Source organism: Neobacillus sp. BP17, from assembly GCF_059579525.1.
In genome coordinates this window covers 3,326,427-3,343,719 of record NZ_CM184198.1, presented here as the reverse complement: position 1 = coordinate 3,343,719, position 17,293 = coordinate 3,326,427, and the positions used below count along the sequence as shown (strand labels likewise).

The window sequence follows — 17,293 nt, the reverse complement described above, 5'->3', positions numbered from 1 at the left end:
TTATTGAAGGTTGGTCAGAAAGGAGTAGATTTTGGCATTTTTATTGTATAGATAGGCAGGATACCTTACTAATTTTTGCTGCAAACTTGGTAGTAAAGAACAGTTAATAAGATAATTAAAAATGGTGGTATACATCTATGAAATCGTATCTATCCTCTCGAATGGAACAAATAAAACCTTCTGGTATTCGTCGTTTCTTTGATTTAGCTAATAGTTTGGAAGGAGTAATCTCATTAGGAGTTGGAGAACCGGATTTTATCACACCTTGGTCTATATGTCATGCTTCTATACAATCTATTGAACGAGGGTATACTACGAATACAGAAATAGAAGGATTAATAGAACTACGTAAGGAAATTTCATATTATATGGGTAACCGTTTTCAAGTTTCCTACTCACCTGATACAGAAATAATTGTTACGGTAGGAGGTAGTCAAGCCTTAGATGGTTCATTGAGGGCTATTATTAATTCAGGTGACGAAGTGCTGATAGTTGAACCTAGCTATGTTGCTTATGAGGCATTGGTTGCAATGGCTGGGGGGAAACCTGTGCCAATTGTTACTACCTTTGAAAACGAGTTTAAACCTCAACTTGAACAAATTATACAAAGCATTTCCTCAAGAACAAAGGCAATTATTCTTTGTTTTCCGAATAACCCTACAGGAAGTTTGCTGAAAAAGCAGGAATTAGAAGCATTAGCTGAAATAATCGTAAAATATGATTTATTGGTTATTACTGATGAAATATATGCTGAATTGACATATGAAGAAGACACCTTTTGCTCGATAGCCTCCATTGAGGGAATGAGAGACCGGACGATTCTTGTATCCGGTTTTTCAAAAGCATTTGCGATGACTGGATGGAGATTAGGATATATATGTGCTCCTGAGTGGTTAACGCAACCAATTGTAAAGGTCCTTCAACACGCAACCATAAGTGCTCCATCCATAACTCAATACGGAGCAATTGAAGCTTTAAGAAATGGACAGAGATATATAATTAGATGAGAAATTCCTATCGTGAAAGACGTAATTTTCTAGTAAACCAACTAAATGAAATGGGATTACATTGTCATTTACCAGAAGGTACTTTCTACGTATTTCCATCGGTTCGCCAAACTGGGTTAACGTCAGAACAGTTTGCGGAAAAACTTCTAATTCAACATAAGGTAGCAGTTGTACCCGGAAGTGCCTTCGGAAATAGTGGAGAAGGGCATATCCGCTGCTCTTATGCAACTTCAATGGAAAAACTGCATGAGGCGATGAAAAGAATGGGACAATTTTTAGAAAATTTATAAAGTGTAAAAGAAGGTACCTGAACCGAATGGGGTGGGGACAAGTTATTACACTCCATTTTGTAAACGAGAATCAGAGGTATTCCGTTACGATCCAGCCCGTGAAAGAAAATAATTGATATCATAAATCTACGAAACTATCGAATCGGGGGAATTCTAGTGGAACAAGTTCAAATAAACTCAAATGTTTTCACTATATTAGAAGATAAAATTAAAATGATAAAAAAAGGCAATGAAGCGATCTATCTGGTTGGACCAATCAAGCTGCCTGTTAATTTAGACGGGAAAACGGTCGAGTTTAAATGGTATAGCTGGCTGAAGAGCGAGCACGGGACAGAGGATTTCCAGCGTGTGATTGATCAGTTAACGTCTCTAAATCTAGCAGAATATCAACAATCAAGTGTCCTTGTTTATGGAGATTTTGAATATGGCGAGAATGCGCTAATTAGAATGCACTCAATCTGCCATACAGGAGATATCTTTGGCAGCAAGCGTTGCGATTGTGGTTTCCAGCTTAAACAATCGATGAAGATGGTTTCCGAGCACGGAATGGGAGCGGTATTCTATTTAGCTAATCATGAAGGCAGAGGAATAGGATTATTTAACAAGGCTATCGCCTATCTTCTTCAGGAAAATGGCTATGATACTGTTGAAGCGAATGAGGAGCTTGGTTTTACTGATGATTCAAGGAACTATGATGAAGCCATCGATGTACTAAAAGCACTAAGAGCAAATCCTGTTACTCTGATTACAAACAATCCAAAAAAGCTTAAAGCGTTGAAAGAGGCAGGACTGCCTGTTACAGGTAGGTCGCCTTTATGGGGTGATATCTCCGAGTACAATGAAAAATATTTACAGACGAAAATCAGAAAATCAGAGCATATGGCTTAGCGGCAGTATACACAAACATTTACCGTTAATGGTGGACGTTACCCATTAGATATGGAACTATTTTAGAGAAATTAAAGAAGATCCTTTTTTAATATGGGATCTTCTTTTTACAACGTTATTTTAATGATAAAAAAACAGTTTGAAATTTAATTATGTATCCATTTTTCATTTGAAATTCAATCATAAGTTCACTTAATGCCTTGCATTCCTCATATGGAACAGCGTTATAGGTAGATGCACGACATCCCCCAACAGAACGGTGTCCAATCAATCCGACAAATTTTTAAAAGTAAAAGTAGTTAAATACGCTAATATGTTAAGTGGATGGTCTTTTTATATATATTTTGGATGGTTCAATTTTCTTTAATTCTTATAAAATAGAAAAAGGATTATTGTGTTTATTTTTTTATTTATTTTCATGAAAGAGAGTGAAACTAATGAGTAATGAACTTCAAAATATTGCACCATATTCGATGGAAGTCATGACAACAAAACTATTTACTTCTATCGAAAAAACGGTTGTTGCTAAATTTGGGGAAAAAGGCAAAGCGCTTCTCCAACAGGGAATTGAAAATTTTGGTTATAAAGATGCAGAGGATATTGCTAGTAAAGCTGTAATAGAGGGGGACACTCACAGATTATTTGATTATATTCCTAAGGACCATAATACTAAGAATAAATATCAGAATCTTAATTCTTTTACCTTATTCGCCAGACTTTTTGCTCAAATTACGAAAGTAATTGTTGATTCATATGGAGATGAAGGTGAAAAAATAATGGAAGAAGCAGTTTGGGAGTTTGGCGAAAATCGGGGTTATGGGATTGCTCAAAGAGCCAGAATAAACGGGCAAAATAATACGATTCAAAATTACTTACCAAACTATGACATGGGCAGAAGTGAGTTATTTACTATTGAGGAGAACTTTACACCTGGTGAGATTGAGCAAACCTTTATAGTATGTCCGTTAGGTCAACAATGGGCGGATGATGATATGCATAAATACGGACTTGTTTATTGCAGGATTATTGACGATGCTATCGCTCACGGGTATAACAATAAATTTAAAGTCGTACATGATCAGTTTCTTTTGAACCATGGACAATGCCATTTCCGTTTTCAATTAAAGGATGATGAGAAACAAAATGATTGATAACCATCGATTAACGAGCCTTTTACAGGAATTACTGAGCCTTGATGTGTTTTAGTAGGCTCTACTATTTTTTAGAAGTTGTCTTTAAAACATTTGATTATTGTCACTCAGTTTACTTTTAATTCTCACTATTCCAATGAGTTTAATTAGAAATTAAAAAGGAGTAAAGAAATGAATTTTTCAGGTTCAACAGTTGTTTTTGCCGAAATTATCGTATACATTTTTTTAATGTTACTTGTGGGTGTGTATTTTAGTAGAAAAGATTTAGACCACGCTGATTATTTTCTTGGAGGTAATAAATTACCTGGTTGGGCACTAGCGTTTTCTGAAAGAGCTACTGGAGAATCAGCTTATATGTTCCTGGGAGCAGTGGGTTTTATTTATACAACAGGATTGTCAGGAATTTGGATTTTATCTGGGATGTTTCTAGGAATTCTCTTTTCATGGCTTGTATTAGCAAAAAGATTTATGAAGGAAACCAAAAAATATAATGTGTATACCTTAACAGACTATATAGCCGTAAGATTTCCTAATCATAGTAATGTGATTCGCTGGTTATCATCGATCATCATGGTTATCTTTTTTACTTGTTATCTTGCCGCCCAATTTTCCGGCGTGGGTAAAACTTTATATTCGTTTTCAGGACTCGATATTACCGTTGGAACAGTAATAATTGGACTCATTATTATTACATACTCTTGCATGGGTGGTTTTATGTCGGTGGTTTGGACAGATACTATTCAAAGTTTTTTAATGCTTTTGGCATTTATAATTGTTCCTATCGCAGGATATTTTGAAATTCAACAAAATGGATTATCCATTTCAACTGCACTTACTGGAATGGGAGATGGTGCAGATAATTGGTTTGGAGGGTTAATGGGACTCGCACTTGGAGCCATGTTATTCACCAATCTTTCTTGGTTTTTTGGATGGCTTGGCGGGCAACCGCAGTTAAATTCAAGGTTTATGGCCCTAAAGGATGAAAAAGAGCTTAAAACAGCTCAAACGGTAGCTATCGGTTGGACATTAATTGTTTATGTTGGTGCTTTTTTAACAGCAATTTTTGCTGCTGTTATCTATAAACAGGGGACAATTGAAGATTCTGAAATGATTCTGCCTCATATGGTATTTGATTTATTACCGCCTTGGGTTTCAGGAATCATCATTTCCGGAATATTAGCTGCCATTATGTCTACCGCCTCTTCTCAATTACTAGTTATTACAACATCAATTAGTGAAGATATCATTCATAAAGCAATGGGGATTTCTATTAAGAGTACAACTTTAGTGAAAATATCCCGATTAGTGGTTATTTTTAGTGGATTGGTTGGTATTGTAATTTCATTAGCCTCCGGTTCCATTATTTATAATATGGTCAGCTTTGCTTGGGCAGGAGTCGGCAATACATTCTCGGCAATTATCCTACTTATCTTCTATTGGAAAAAAACATCTGGCACAGGCGTAGTTGTAACCATAATAACAGGTTTTTTAAGTGCTATTCTATGGTCAATCTCACCATTAGAAGCTATCGTTTCAGCCAAAGCTTCCACATTCATTATATGTCTAATCGTCGGAATTTTGGTAAGTCTTTATTGGCCGGATAAACAACATAAAACTGTTTAAAGAATCCAAATATTAATAGAGTGATGACATTATGTTACCATGAAGTATTTATATTTGTTCTTTAGACAAATTAAGAGGAAAACGGCTTTATGGAAGGTTTAATCATCGATCTTACATTTTTTCAATGAATATTAGGGAGTGACATATGACAATATTTTATTTATTTGATTTTCGCTCACTTTGGAGCCCATTTTTCGCCTCGATTCTATTAATAATTCTATTTCTTTATTACCTCATCACGGTGAAATATAGAAAATCTTTTAAACAGAGTGACCCACTTACTATAAATCAGGGAGCCTTTTTTACTGGATTTATCCTCCTTTTGTATCTAATAAAAGGGTCACCAATCGATTTGATGAGCCACATGATGCTGACGATGCATATGGTTCAAATGGCTTTCCTATTGTTAATTACTCCCATTCTCTTTATTAAAGGGATACCGGATTGGTTATGGAGATGTGCGTTAGACACCAGGATGATAAAACTATTGTTTCGTTTCTTTAAACCTTTCATTGCTATGCTTTTGTTCAATGTATGTTTTTCATTCTACCATATTCCGTTTATACTCGATTTTTCAAAAACCAATACCTTCTATCATGCATTTATCCATTCTCTCTTATTTTTACTTGCCATTTTCATGTTTTGGCCAATTCTAAATACTTTGAATGGAACTAAAGACATGTCAGGGATCCTTAAGACAGGATATATGTTTGCAAATGGTGCACTGATGTTGCCAGCTTGTGCTCTAATTATCTTTGCAGATAAACCAATATACCAAACTTATTCCGACCCAGAGACTTGGATCAATGCATTAACTTTATGCGCAACCCCGTCATCCTTGTCGAGGCTGGGATCTGCTGGACCTGAGCTGTTAAAAATGTTTAATCCCTTAGGTCCTCTTCAGGACCAACAACTGGGTGGAATTCTCATGAAGACGGTACAGGAAATTGTATATGCGGTCATTATAGCTAAAATTTTTGCCGATTGGTACCGTAAAGACCAAGAGGAAGCATTAGAAGAAACAAAACGTGGGCAATCATAATTCGACTTGAGACTGTGCAAATGAAAAGATATTGATAGTGATATCAAGAAACGCAAGTGCTTAATGGCTCTTGCGTTTTTTATTACAAGGATGTCACAAAAGGAATCAGAGATTCGTTATATATAAGAGTGTGATTAAAGAATGGAGTGATAACAAAACAACAGTAGAGTGATAGACAAGAACAAAATCATAACTTAGGCTGCAATGGATATTTGTCTCATCATTGTTTAGCTGCTTTTTTAAAATTAAACACGATTGGAGAATGAATCATGAAAAAAATTATGATTATCGGTGGGGGATTTGCAGGTTTTTGGAGTGCAGCAGGAGCAGTTCGAAGAGCGATTGAACTAGAAAAGGAGAATGAAGTAAAAGTTACCGTGGTAAGTAGAGATTCTTTCTTAAATATGCGTCCTAGAAATTATGAATCTGATTTGTCTCAAGTTCGTATACCATTTGAAAGAATCCTTAAACCGATCGGGGTAAAAAATATTGAAGGCAACGTAGAAGGTATTGATTTCGATAACAAAACAGTGACCGTCTCAAGCTCTTCTGATATTTTAACATTGCCATACGACAAACTAGTTCTGGCTGCAGGGAGTATTTTGCAAAGACCGAATATCCCTGGTCTTAACGAGCATGCTTTCTCTGTTGATACATACCAGGATGCAAGTAAACTTCATCAACACTTAGATAATTTGGTATTAAATAGATCTACAGCAGGATGCTATACGTCCATCGTTGTTGGTGCCGGTTTTACTGGTCTAGAAGTCGCTACAGAAATGGTCTCCATGCTAAAACGTATTGCAGAAAAAAATGGGGATGACCCTTCGGCTGTTCGTATTCTATTAGTTGATCATTCTGACATTGCTGCGGATTTCAGCGAAGAATCTCGTGCAGTAATTAAAGAGGCTCTATCTGATTTGGGTATCGAGTCGATCACAAAAGTATCTGTACAAAGCATTTCTGAGGATGGTGTGGAACTAAGTAATGGTGAAAAACTTCCTGCGTTAACTACAATTTGGACAGCAGGAGTAAAAGCAAGTCCTCTAACCTCTCATTTCCCAGTGGAACGTGATCATTTCGGCAGGTTGCCTGTTGATCAATTTTTACGTGTAATAGGCACTGAGGATGTGTATGCTGCTGGAGACTGTGCCAATGTATTAGCAGATGAAACTCATGTTGCTTTGATGTCATGCCAACATGCCTCTCCTCAAGGGAAATTTGTCGGCTATAATTTGACAAGCGACCTGTTCGAAAAAGATTCATTACCATACGGTCATCCTTACTATTGTACATGTCTAGATCTGGGAGAATGGGGAGGATTGGTGACAGATGGATGGGATAGAAAAGTAATGATGAAGGGGAAGGACGCTAAGGGAGTGAAAATAGAGGTTAACACAAAATTTATCGTTCCTCCTTTAGACGATAAAGAAGATATTTTAAAAGAAGCCCAACCAAGTTATATATATACGCTTGAGGATAACTTGCCTTACCGCTTTAGAGTAGAAACTGTTTAATTTACAAATTAAATTGGACCTTTAAATTGACCCTTTAGTAGAGTTAAATTAAATGATTAATGGTAAATATGTAATGAGGAGAGCCCTGCAAATTAGCCGTAATTTTAAAGAACCTAGGGTTCTTCCGAGTTTAAGTGGTTAAAACTGGAATTGGTTTGCCTACAGAAGAAAAAAATGCAGATAGCCTCCTATGGGAAGCTATCTGCATTTTTCCTATCAGATTCACCATTCGTTTTGAATTGACCACAAAGGCAGCGATATTTCACTAAATAGGAGGTTTTACAATAGAATTACGTCAGTTAGAGTATTTTATTCAAATTTGTAATAGTGGTAGTTTTACTAAAGCTTCGGAAGTGTTGAATGTTTCACAACCAACTTTAAGTCAGCAAATACGTGTCTTAGAAGGTGAATTTAATATACCATTATTTAGTCGAATTGGTAGAGGCATCAAGATTACAGATGCTGGTAAGATACTATTTGATAAAGGTATATCTATCATGCATTTGCTAGATGAAGTACATAATGAATTCATTGAATTAAAAGGTTTGAAAAGAGGTTTCTTTACTGTTGGAGGATTATTGGAGGACCTCAACTATTTAACACCTCAAATTACACAGTTTCACCAGTTATTTCCTAACATCTTTGTAAAAATTATAGAATCAGAAGATGTTGTAAACCAAATAATTGAAAATAATATTGATATTGGAATTACACGTTGTTCACAGGTTCCTGAAACATTAACAATCACTTTTTTGTATAACCAAGAGTTCGTCCTTGTTGTGGAAAAAAATCATCCTTTGGATAAAAAACCATTTGTTACCTTTCGCGAATTAGTAGGACTTAGTAGAATAATGGTTTCAAGCAGTTGTCGCGAGGTGATTGATTTATATTTTAAAAATTTAGGATTTTCCTTATGTGAAGAAAGTCTAGTAACCGAATCTTCGTTTTCGCTATTGAGTCTTGTACGTAATGGGTTTGGGGTCGCCATAGTACCAATCTCAATTATTGATTTTGTGAGGGAAGATTCATTAAGCGTAGTTCGTATAGTTGATCCAATACCGAGTCAAGATATTAATCTTATTCACCGTGATGATAACATATTAAGTTATGCGGCGCGTGATTTTATAAAAAGGTTAAACGATACGGAAAAACATTAAAATAATAAATTTGGTACAAAGATTGCATTTAATTGAATAGGTGCTTGGTTGGAAAAAGTGTATGGCAATCTCCAGGTTGATTCTCCCTGTTGATTGGATTGGAAGGTGCGAAGACTCCTGCGGGAGAACGGGGCAGGGGAGACCCCACAGGCGCCAAGCGCAGAGGAGACTCACCGGCACGCCCGCGAACCTTTCGCACCTGGAGCGGAAATCAACAAGCCTTTGGGCAGGCAGAAAAATAAAAATTTTCGAGAAAGAGATACCTTTCTCGACAATCTGAGCTGAAGAACTGTCTTCAGCTTTTTATTATGCAGTCCTATATTCAATTGAGGATTTTATTATAGAAATATGGTACTTTACACGCCTTTATGATTAGCCCGCGCATCCTTTATTATCCATTTATATTTTAGATTGATACCATCAAAAATGTTGTATTGTTATATTTTCAGAATACTAATACTATTGTGTCTAGTAGTCTATAAAGTTTATAAAAGGAGGATTCAAATGAAAGGGATTAAAAGAAGAAAACTGAATTTAGCAGCTTTTTTGATGATTTTTCTTCTACTTGAAACAATCTTTCCTGTAAAAGGGGGTGCGGCTCTAAACAGACTATCGAATCCAAGCCCAATGGAAGGAAAGGTTGACTCAAAAGTAATACAGGCCTTTGAAAAAAACAAGTACACGAATGTGATTGTAGAGTTAAAAAACCAAGCGGATGTTGGACAAATCGCAAATAAAGCGCGGGAAGAGGCTAAGAAAGAAAAAGCTACCCGCTATCAAGAGAAACTCCGCGTCCGTTCAACTGTCTTGTCAGGGCTACAAACAAATGCTGAACAAACACAGGATCATATCAAGAATTTCATCCGTCAAAAGAAAGCTGAAGGCAAACTGAAGGATGATCAATCCTACTACATCGTAAATGCGGTTTCATTTACATCCACGAAAGAGGTTTTGCAGGAAATAGCAGCCTTTCCGGAGGTCAACCATATTTACCTAAACGAACAGCATGCCTTGCCTAAACCGAAGACATCTGAAGTCCAAAAAATAACAAGTGATCTGCCTTGGAACCTGGAAAAAATTCAGGCAAAAAAAGCATGGGATAATGGGTTGGATGGATCAGGCGTAGTGGTCGCAACCCTTGATACCGGGGTGGACGTAAACCACCCGGCACTTAAGAAACAATACCGAGGATACAATGCGGATGGCACCTTCACACATACATTCAATTGGCTGGACTTGGTGGGGGATAGTCCTGCTCCAATTGATTCACTTGGACATGGTACACATGTTACAGGGACAATGGTCGGCTATGACCCGGCGACAGGCACGCGTACCGGAGTGGCTCCAGGGGCACGCTGGATTGCAGTTAAGGTATTTTCAGAAAACGGTGCACTGGATACAGACTTGCTAAAAGCAGGAGAATGGCTTCTCGCACCACTGGATGAAAAGGGAACTCCTCATCCAGAGATGGCACCGGACATTATTAATAACTCATGGGGTGGAGATTCCACCTTGAATGACTGGTTTAGATCGGTTGTGAAAGCATGGGTGGCTGCCGACATTACACCGGTTTTTGCCGCAGGAAACCACAGCAGTGTGACGCCACTTGGGCCAGGTTCTATCACCAATCCAGCTAATTACCCTGAAGCGATTGCAGTTGGCTCAACGGATTCAGCCAACCGAATCTCATGGTTTTCCTTAAGGGGACCTTCTCCATATGGCGGCAGTGAAATAAAGCCGGATTTGGTTGCACCAGGGGAATGGATTCTTTCAACCCTCCCAAATAACGAATATGGATTGGCACAGGGGACCTCTATGGCTGCACCACATGTGTCAGGCGCCATTGCCATCTTAAAACAAATGCAGCCAGACATGCCGATCGACAAGCTTAAAGAAACCTTGTATGCCGGATTGATTCAGTTAACCGATTCAAACTATCCATCTTCCCCAAATGACGCCTATGGGAGAGGGATTCTTGACCTAACAGGTATGGTTAAGGGTGGTTCTAACGGCATCGGCAGTCTAGTAGGAAAAGTAAATTATAAAGTCGTCGATAAAAAGAAACCAGCAGCAAGCCATGATCCTCTTCCATATGCTTATGCTAATGCGCCATTAAAACTTACGGTACAAGCCTCTGACGATTATGCCGTATCCACGGTGGAACTTCATTACCAAGTCGACAGAGCACCAGAGCAAACATCAAAAGGCACACTTTTTAAAGGTAACTTTAAAAGCGGGTCCTATTCAAGTGAACTTCCTTTAGAACTAGTAAAGGGGAAAAAAGTTACGTATTACTGGAAAATTGTGGACTATGCAGGAAACACCACAACAACTGTCCCTGTTAGCCTGCCCCTGAAGGAAGGGTTGTCGGTTGGGGATGCAACAGACTTTGAAACAACACCTGTAGGCTGGTACAGTACCGGTAGAAACAGTTCGTGGAATTGGGGAAAGGTCATGTTTACGTACCTTAAGGCGCCTTCTGGGACCAATGTGTACGCGACCTCGAACCCTGACTGGAGAAATACCGAAGCGCCCTGGACCTATAATAATAACGAGGAATCTATACTAACTATGCCACCTATCCAAGTCAAGAAAGGAGAAGCGGTATTCCTTAACTTTAAACAGACCTTTTCATTTCCATCCCCGTTCGGCGATGGGGCGAATGATTGGGGCCAAGTGCTCGTTTCTGAAGATATGAAGAACTGGCAAGTGGCTAAAACAAACGAAGGAAATTTAGCCTTACAATGGGAAGCGGTTTCTGTCGACTTGTCATCCTTCTCAGGGAAAACTGTTTATGTAGCTTACCGTTTCCATTCCGACAGTATGACAGCAGTTTTAGGGTGGTACTTAGATGATGTTGCCATAGAAGCCAAGCCTTCCGGAACCGTATATCAACCCTCACAATCAACGTCTGCATTTGAACCTTTTGGAGGGGCTGCAAGGCTGCAAGGCACCCTTGAAAAACAAGTTCTCATCCCGCTTAGCGCGCAAATACAGATTGTTGAAAATGGAAGATCTTTACCAGCTGATCCAACGGATGGAAGTTTCAGCATGAAGCTGCCAGCAGATGAATACAACTTACTAGTAGAGGCATATGGCTTTAACCAAAAGATTCAAACTGCGAGAGTAACAAAAGATGCATCGACCAATGTAGATATACAGTTATCACCATTAGATAAAGGCGTCGTCAAGGGAACTGTCAAGAACAGCGAATCCAAAAAAGCGATTAAGGGAGCAACGGTGAAACTCATTGAAGATGCTGCTGTCGCTCCGGTAAGAACGGGTGCAAACGGCAAATACTCGCTTAACCCTTTTATCGGAACATATACGCTTGAAGTGAGTGCCCCCAATTTTCATACCCAGCGGGAACGGATTGAAATAAAGGGCAATTCCATCCGTTCAATTGATATACACCTAAAACCTTATATAGGTACAGAAGGTGAAATCGGCTATGACGATGGATCGGCTGAAGGTGTCTTTTTGGTCTCTGGAACGGATGAGGCCGCTGTAAAAATTTCATTGAAGGATGGACAGGAACAAGCATTATTGACCGCTGGTCTGTTTTATATCGACCCGCGATGGAGGAATCCGGGGGGAGAAAATTTTCAAGTTGATGTATATGATGCCACTGGACCTGAAGGAGGTCCCGGAAAGAAATTAACGGAATCAATTGCTGCAAAATCGGATGTCGTACCTGGCTGGGTCAGAGTAGATCTTAGCCCTTACTCCATTTACGTACCGAAGGAATATTTCCTTGTATTCAGCACCCAAGCTCCTGATCCATATGGGCCGAGCCTTGGTTACGATTCCAGCTCGTTATCAGAACGCTTTTGGTGGAGTTACAAAGGAGAGTGGAATAAAATAGCAGGGGATATGGATAATGCCAATCCGATGATTCGCTCCGTCGTTTCCTATGAAACCAAATAAAAATCTATAAAGCTGGGAAACCATGAGTAAAAACGATTAAATTCTAGTAAAATAGGTTGTTGTATAGTTAGTATTTAATCATTCTAATGGAAAAATAAAGTTTGATAAGGGACAGTCCACGCATTTAAGATTGGTTGACTGTCCCTTTGTCTAAATTCCTTTTTCAATTCGGATGAAGAACGGAATAATGAGACTTAGAAGTAGTATCCCGGCCAATGATGCAAACGTAATCAAATGACCGCCGATTTTGAATAATTCGATTGATACAATTGGACCGATAGAGGCACCTATAAAAGCCATAAACATATGAAATGATACAGCGATACCACGGGAATGTCCGGCTAACTGTCCAATCAAAGAGATTATTGTTGGAAGAGTCAAGGAAATACCGGTAACAAATAAGACACTCACAATGACAAGAAAATATAAATTTGAAGTAAACCCTTGGATTCCTATTCCAAAACCAGATAGTGATAAACCGGAATATAAGATATTTTTACTTCAAATTTGGAAACCAGACGGCCCGCAAATGGTGAGATGAACATTCCTATGATACCAACAGACATCCCCAATCAATTATCCAAAGTTAAAATTAAGCAGCCTAAGTCCCGTGGAATAACGGACGTAGGCTGTTTTGTTTATACCTTAATTAATAGAAATAACTATCGATTCACAGCTTGGATGGTACCTTCCATGACTGGCATATATATAGATATTTGAACATAGCGAATCCAGTTCCACTACTATTATTCAGGATTTCTACTTTCCTTCGTGTCCACCAAACATAGCTTGGGCATAGATTACCCCCGCTCCATACGCTCCACCGTGGTTCATTACGATTTCCATGACATCATCGTAACTGGCTTGACGACTCCAATCACGTTGATATTCTAAGAGGACAGTCTCCCATGTAACCGGAATTGCACCAGCTTGAATCATACGTTGAATGGACATATTGTGCGATTCAACGGATGTTCCACCAGAAGCATCGGTTACAATATAAACCTCGTAACCATCTTTAATGGCAGAAATTGTGGGAAAAGCAAGACACACTTCGGTCCATAAGGCTGCAATAACCAATTTCTTTCGTCCTGTCTTTTTAACAGCTTCTAAAAAGTTTTCATCTTCCCATGAATTCATGCTTGTACGGTCTATCGGTTTTTGTTCAGGGAAAACTTCCTGGATTTGTGGATGTAGCGGGCCCGAGAATGTATCGGAAGCAACCGTCGTTAGAATGATAGGTGCATTGAACACTTTCGCTGTTTTAGCTAATCCCACCGTGTTGTTGATAATGGTTTGTCGATCATGGCTTTCTACCCCGAAAAGCATTTGAGGTTGATGATCAATTAGGATAACTACAGAGTTATCAGGAGTGAGCAAATCTGAATTGGCATGAAACATTTTGAATTCCTACTTTCGTTAAATTAGTTACAGCGTGATTCACAGATTGTGAAGTGCTGTTCAAATTTATAGTATTTGAAAACCAATTCATGAATCAATTGCAAATTTACTATATTTCTCATAGATGGAAACTATGATTAATTTTATAGATTTTACCTATGAATCATATAGGTAAAACAGTATTGATAGTTAATATTTTTGTTATTAGACTTAAGCAGGCGGAATATTCAGCGAATAAAAATAATCACTTTAGGAGGTAGATAGTTAATGGGTTCTGGTTTATTGGCCTTAGGTACAGGTATCATCATCGGCTTCATTTTTCAAACACTTCGTATTCCGTCACCCGCCCCGCCAATGCTAGGGTTAATTGGTCTAGTTGGAATGTTCTTAGGGCAGCGGCTTGTTCCTTGGATTAAGTTTTGGTTACACCATCAATGATTGTTAGCAGTACATTATTTTAATAAGGAGGTAAGTAGATTATGTCGCTAGAAACAAACACTGTAGAGGCAGAAATATTGATTCACAATGCAAATATTGTGACTATGGACAAAGCAAATCCGATGGCCACAGCAGTTGCGATTAAAGGTGACCGTTTCTTAGCTGTGGGTAACGAATCCGAGGTAACGCAATACAAAGGATCATCGACTAAAGTGATTGATGCAAATAAACGACTTCTGATTCCTGGATTAAATGACACCCACATTCACCTCATACGAGGAGGATTAAACTTTAACTTAGAGCTGCGTTGGGATGGAGTTCCATCAGTGGCCGATGCATTGCGCAAGTTGAAACAACAAGTGGACCGAACCCCCGCTCCTCATTGGGTTCGGGTAGTTGGCGGCTGGACTGAGTTTCAATTTCAGGAACGGCGGATGCCAACCTTGGAGGAAATTAATCGAATTGCTCCTGATACACCTGTATTTATTCTTAATTTATACCGTCAAGCATTCCTGAATAAAGCAGCTCTTCGAGCAGTTGGATATACAAAGGAAACCCCTAACCCTCCTGGAGGAGAGATCCAACGTGACAAAAAAGGCAATCCAACTGGAATGCTTATTGCTCGTCCGAATGCAGCGATTTTATATGCCACTTTAGCACGGGGACCAAAGTTATCCTTTCAGGACCAAATGAATTCAACACGTTTATTTATGAGGGAATTGAACCGGTTTGGTATCTCTAGCGTTATAGACGCTGGCGGCGGTGCCCAGAATTACCCTGATGATTATCAGGTCTTTGAGGAATTGGATAAGCGTGGAGAAATAACAGTCCGAACTGCGTATAATCTATTCACACAGCATCCAGATCAGGAGCTAGACGACTTTAAAACATGGACGACCAATACGAAACCCTATACTGGTAGTCCTTACTATCGGCATAATGGTGCTGGTGAAATGCTTGTTTATAGTGCAGCAGATTTTGAGGATTTTGTCGAACCGCGCCCCGAACTGCCTGCCGTTATGGAATCGGATTTATTTAAGGTTACAGAGCATCTAGTACATAATCGTTGGCCCTTCCGACTGCATGCAACGTATGGTGAATCGATTTCGCGATTCCTAGATGTTTTTGAAAAAGTAAACAAAGAGGTACCATTCAAAGATTTACGCTGGATATTGGATCACGCCGAAACAATTCGTGAACGAGACCTGGAACGTGTAGCTGCATTAGGAGGTTCGATAGCTGTACAAAATCGAATGGCATTCCAAGGAGAATATTTTGTCGAAAGATATGGTTCTCAAGCTGCTGAAAACACTCCTCCAATAACAAAGATGCTATCAGCTGGTTTAAATGTAGGCGTGGGTACAGATGCTACACGGGTAGCCAGCTACAACCCTTGGGTTTCCTTATATTGGTTGGTCACTGGAAAAACAGTTGGCGGGTTAAGTTTGTATCCGGCTTCAAATCGATTAGATCGACAACAAGCTCTTTATATGTATACAGCTGGAAATGCATGGTTCTCTGCAGAAGAAGAAGTAAAGGGACAGATCAAAGAAGGCCAATATGCAGACTTATCCGTACTTTCCGCTAATTTCTTCAATGTGCCGGATGAAGAAATTAAACGTATCGAGTCGGTATTAACCGTAGTTGGCGGAAAGATTGTCTATGGGTCTGCCGAATTTCAAAAACTTTCGCCTCCAGCTCCCAAAGCTAGTCCTGATTGGTCACCATATAATTACTTTGGAGGTTATGATAATACTTCAAAAATTGATGGCAGTGGGTTAATGTCTCATAAGAGCCATCAGCATAACTGTCATCATCACCATCATCACGGCGATGGGTTCTGTGATTTAGATTGCTTCGTCTTTTAATTAAAAATAGAAATTTGTTTATAAATTATTATGATATTTTTTTAGTTTAATTGATACATGTTTTTAAATAATAAAAATATTTTTTTGAGGTGGAAGTATGGCGAAAATTACGGTAGGAACAGAAAATCAAAACCCAATTGAACTATATTATGAGGATCATGGTACTGGGAAGCCAGTTGTATTAATTCACGGCTGGCCATTAAGTGGTCGATCTTGGGAATACCAAGTTCCCGTTCTCGTTGAGGCTGGATACAGAGTCATAACTTATGACCGTCGTGGGTTCGGGATCTCTTCTCAGCCATGGAATGGTTACGATTATGATACATTCGCTACTGATTTACATCTGTTACTAGAGCATTTGGATCTCCAAAATGTGACACTGGTAGGATTTTCAATGGGAGGTGGAGAAGTAGCTCGCTATATCGGAATCTATGGAACAAATAGAGTAGAGAAGGCAGTATTTGCGGGAGCTGTACCACCATTTCTTTATAAGTCAAAAGATCATTCTGAGGGAGGATTTGATGATTTAGCAATTCAAAGATTTAAAGATGGAGTAAAAAATGATCGACTAGCATTTCTTGATGAATTTACGCGAGGATTTTTTGCTGTAGGAGACAGAACTGACTTAGTCAGTGAACCATTCCGACTTTACAATAGGGATATTGCAGCAGATGCATCACCAAAAGGGACACTAGATTGTATCGATGCTTTCTGTAAAACGGATTTCAGAGAGGATTTAGCCAAATTTGATATACCTACCCTTGTTATACATGGTGATTCAGATGCAATTGTTCCATTTGAATATAGTGGTAAGCGAACACATGAAGCCATTCCAAATTCTAAGTTAGTTTTAATAAAGGATAGTCCACATGGGTTCAATGCAACACATGCAAAAGAATTTAATGAAGCACTGTTATCATTTTTTAGAGCTGATTAAAAATGAATATTTTTTAAACTCTAGAAAATAGCAAATTTCACCTTTCA

Annotated in this window: 12 protein-coding genes and 1 pseudogene; 11 read left to right on the top strand and 2 right to left on the bottom strand. The window is 38.7% G+C overall.

Going from position 1 to position 17,293, the window contains the following annotated elements:
• The first annotated feature begins 137 nt into the window (after positions 1-137).
• The 8 genes and pseudogenes from AC4QJR_RS16160 to AC4QJR_RS16125 all read left to right on the top strand — a co-directional run bounded on the left by AC4QJR_RS16160 (position 138) and on the right by AC4QJR_RS16125 (position 12,602).
• Positions 138-1,297 (top strand): annotated as a pseudogene (locus tag AC4QJR_RS16160) (aminotransferase).
• A gap of 156 nt (positions 1,298-1,453) precedes the next feature.
• Positions 1,454-2,185, top strand: coding sequence for a GTP cyclohydrolase II (locus tag AC4QJR_RS16155; protein WP_496523504.1), 732 nt, complete (start codon positions 1,454-1,456; stop codon positions 2,183-2,185).
• 437 nt (positions 2,186-2,622) lie between these two features.
• Complete coding sequence (locus AC4QJR_RS16150) at positions 2,623-3,336, top strand: L-2-amino-thiazoline-4-carboxylic acid hydrolase (protein ID WP_496523503.1); 714 nt, start codon at positions 2,623-2,625, stop codon at positions 3,334-3,336.
• 171 nt (positions 3,337-3,507) lie between these two features.
• Entirely contained in the window at positions 3,508-4,959 is a 1,452-nt protein-coding gene (locus AC4QJR_RS16145) for a sodium/proline symporter (RefSeq protein ID WP_496523502.1), read from the top strand.
• Positions 4,960-5,104: 145 nt separating this feature from the next.
• Positions 5,105-6,001: a cytochrome c oxidase assembly factor CtaG gene (gene ctaG / locus AC4QJR_RS16140; protein WP_496523501.1), complete on the top strand. Its 897-nt coding sequence runs from the start codon at positions 5,105-5,107 to the stop codon at positions 5,999-6,001.
• A 269-nt stretch (positions 6,002-6,270) separates the two neighbouring features.
• Positions 6,271-7,518, top strand: a complete 1,248-nt coding sequence (locus AC4QJR_RS16135) for an NAD(P)/FAD-dependent oxidoreductase (RefSeq protein ID WP_496523500.1) — start codon at positions 6,271-6,273, stop codon at positions 7,516-7,518.
• A 284-nt stretch (positions 7,519-7,802) separates the two neighbouring features.
• Positions 7,803-8,675 carry a LysR family transcriptional regulator gene (locus AC4QJR_RS16130; RefSeq protein WP_496526695.1) on the top strand — a complete coding sequence of 291 codons (873 nt, stop codon included), beginning with the start codon at positions 7,803-7,805 and terminating at the stop codon, positions 8,673-8,675.
• A gap of 504 nt (positions 8,676-9,179) precedes the next feature.
• Complete coding sequence (locus AC4QJR_RS16125; RefSeq protein ID WP_496523499.1) at positions 9,180-12,602, top strand: S8 family serine peptidase; 3,423 nt, start codon at positions 9,180-9,182, stop codon at positions 12,600-12,602.
• Positions 12,603-12,752: 150 nt separating this feature from the next.
• Here the strand turns inward: AC4QJR_RS16125 and AC4QJR_RS16120 are convergent, their stop codons facing one another.
• Together AC4QJR_RS16120 and AC4QJR_RS16115 are read right to left on the bottom strand one after the other, a co-directional pair.
• Positions 12,753-12,959, bottom strand: coding sequence for a hypothetical protein (locus AC4QJR_RS16120; RefSeq protein ID WP_496523498.1), 207 nt, complete (start codon positions 12,957-12,959; stop codon positions 12,753-12,755).
• A gap of 402 nt (positions 12,960-13,361) precedes the next feature.
• Positions 13,362-14,003, bottom strand: coding sequence for a hydrolase (locus AC4QJR_RS16115; RefSeq protein ID WP_496523497.1), 642 nt, complete (start codon positions 14,001-14,003; stop codon positions 13,362-13,364).
• A gap of 267 nt (positions 14,004-14,270) precedes the next feature.
• Between AC4QJR_RS16115 and AC4QJR_RS16110 the strand changes: the two genes are divergently transcribed.
• The 3 genes from AC4QJR_RS16110 to AC4QJR_RS16100 all read left to right on the top strand — a co-directional run bounded on the left by AC4QJR_RS16110 (position 14,271) and on the right by AC4QJR_RS16100 (position 17,246).
• Positions 14,271-14,441, top strand: a complete 171-nt coding sequence (locus AC4QJR_RS16110) for a XapX domain-containing protein (RefSeq protein WP_496523496.1) — start codon at positions 14,271-14,273, stop codon at positions 14,439-14,441.
• A gap of 41 nt (positions 14,442-14,482) precedes the next feature.
• Positions 14,483-16,309, top strand: coding sequence for an amidohydrolase (locus tag AC4QJR_RS16105; protein WP_496523495.1), 1,827 nt, complete (start codon positions 14,483-14,485; stop codon positions 16,307-16,309).
• A 97-nt stretch (positions 16,310-16,406) separates the two neighbouring features.
• Positions 16,407-17,246, top strand: coding sequence for an alpha/beta fold hydrolase (locus AC4QJR_RS16100; RefSeq protein ID WP_496523494.1), 840 nt, complete (start codon positions 16,407-16,409; stop codon positions 17,244-17,246).
• The last annotated feature ends 47 nt before the right edge of the window (positions 17,247-17,293 follow it).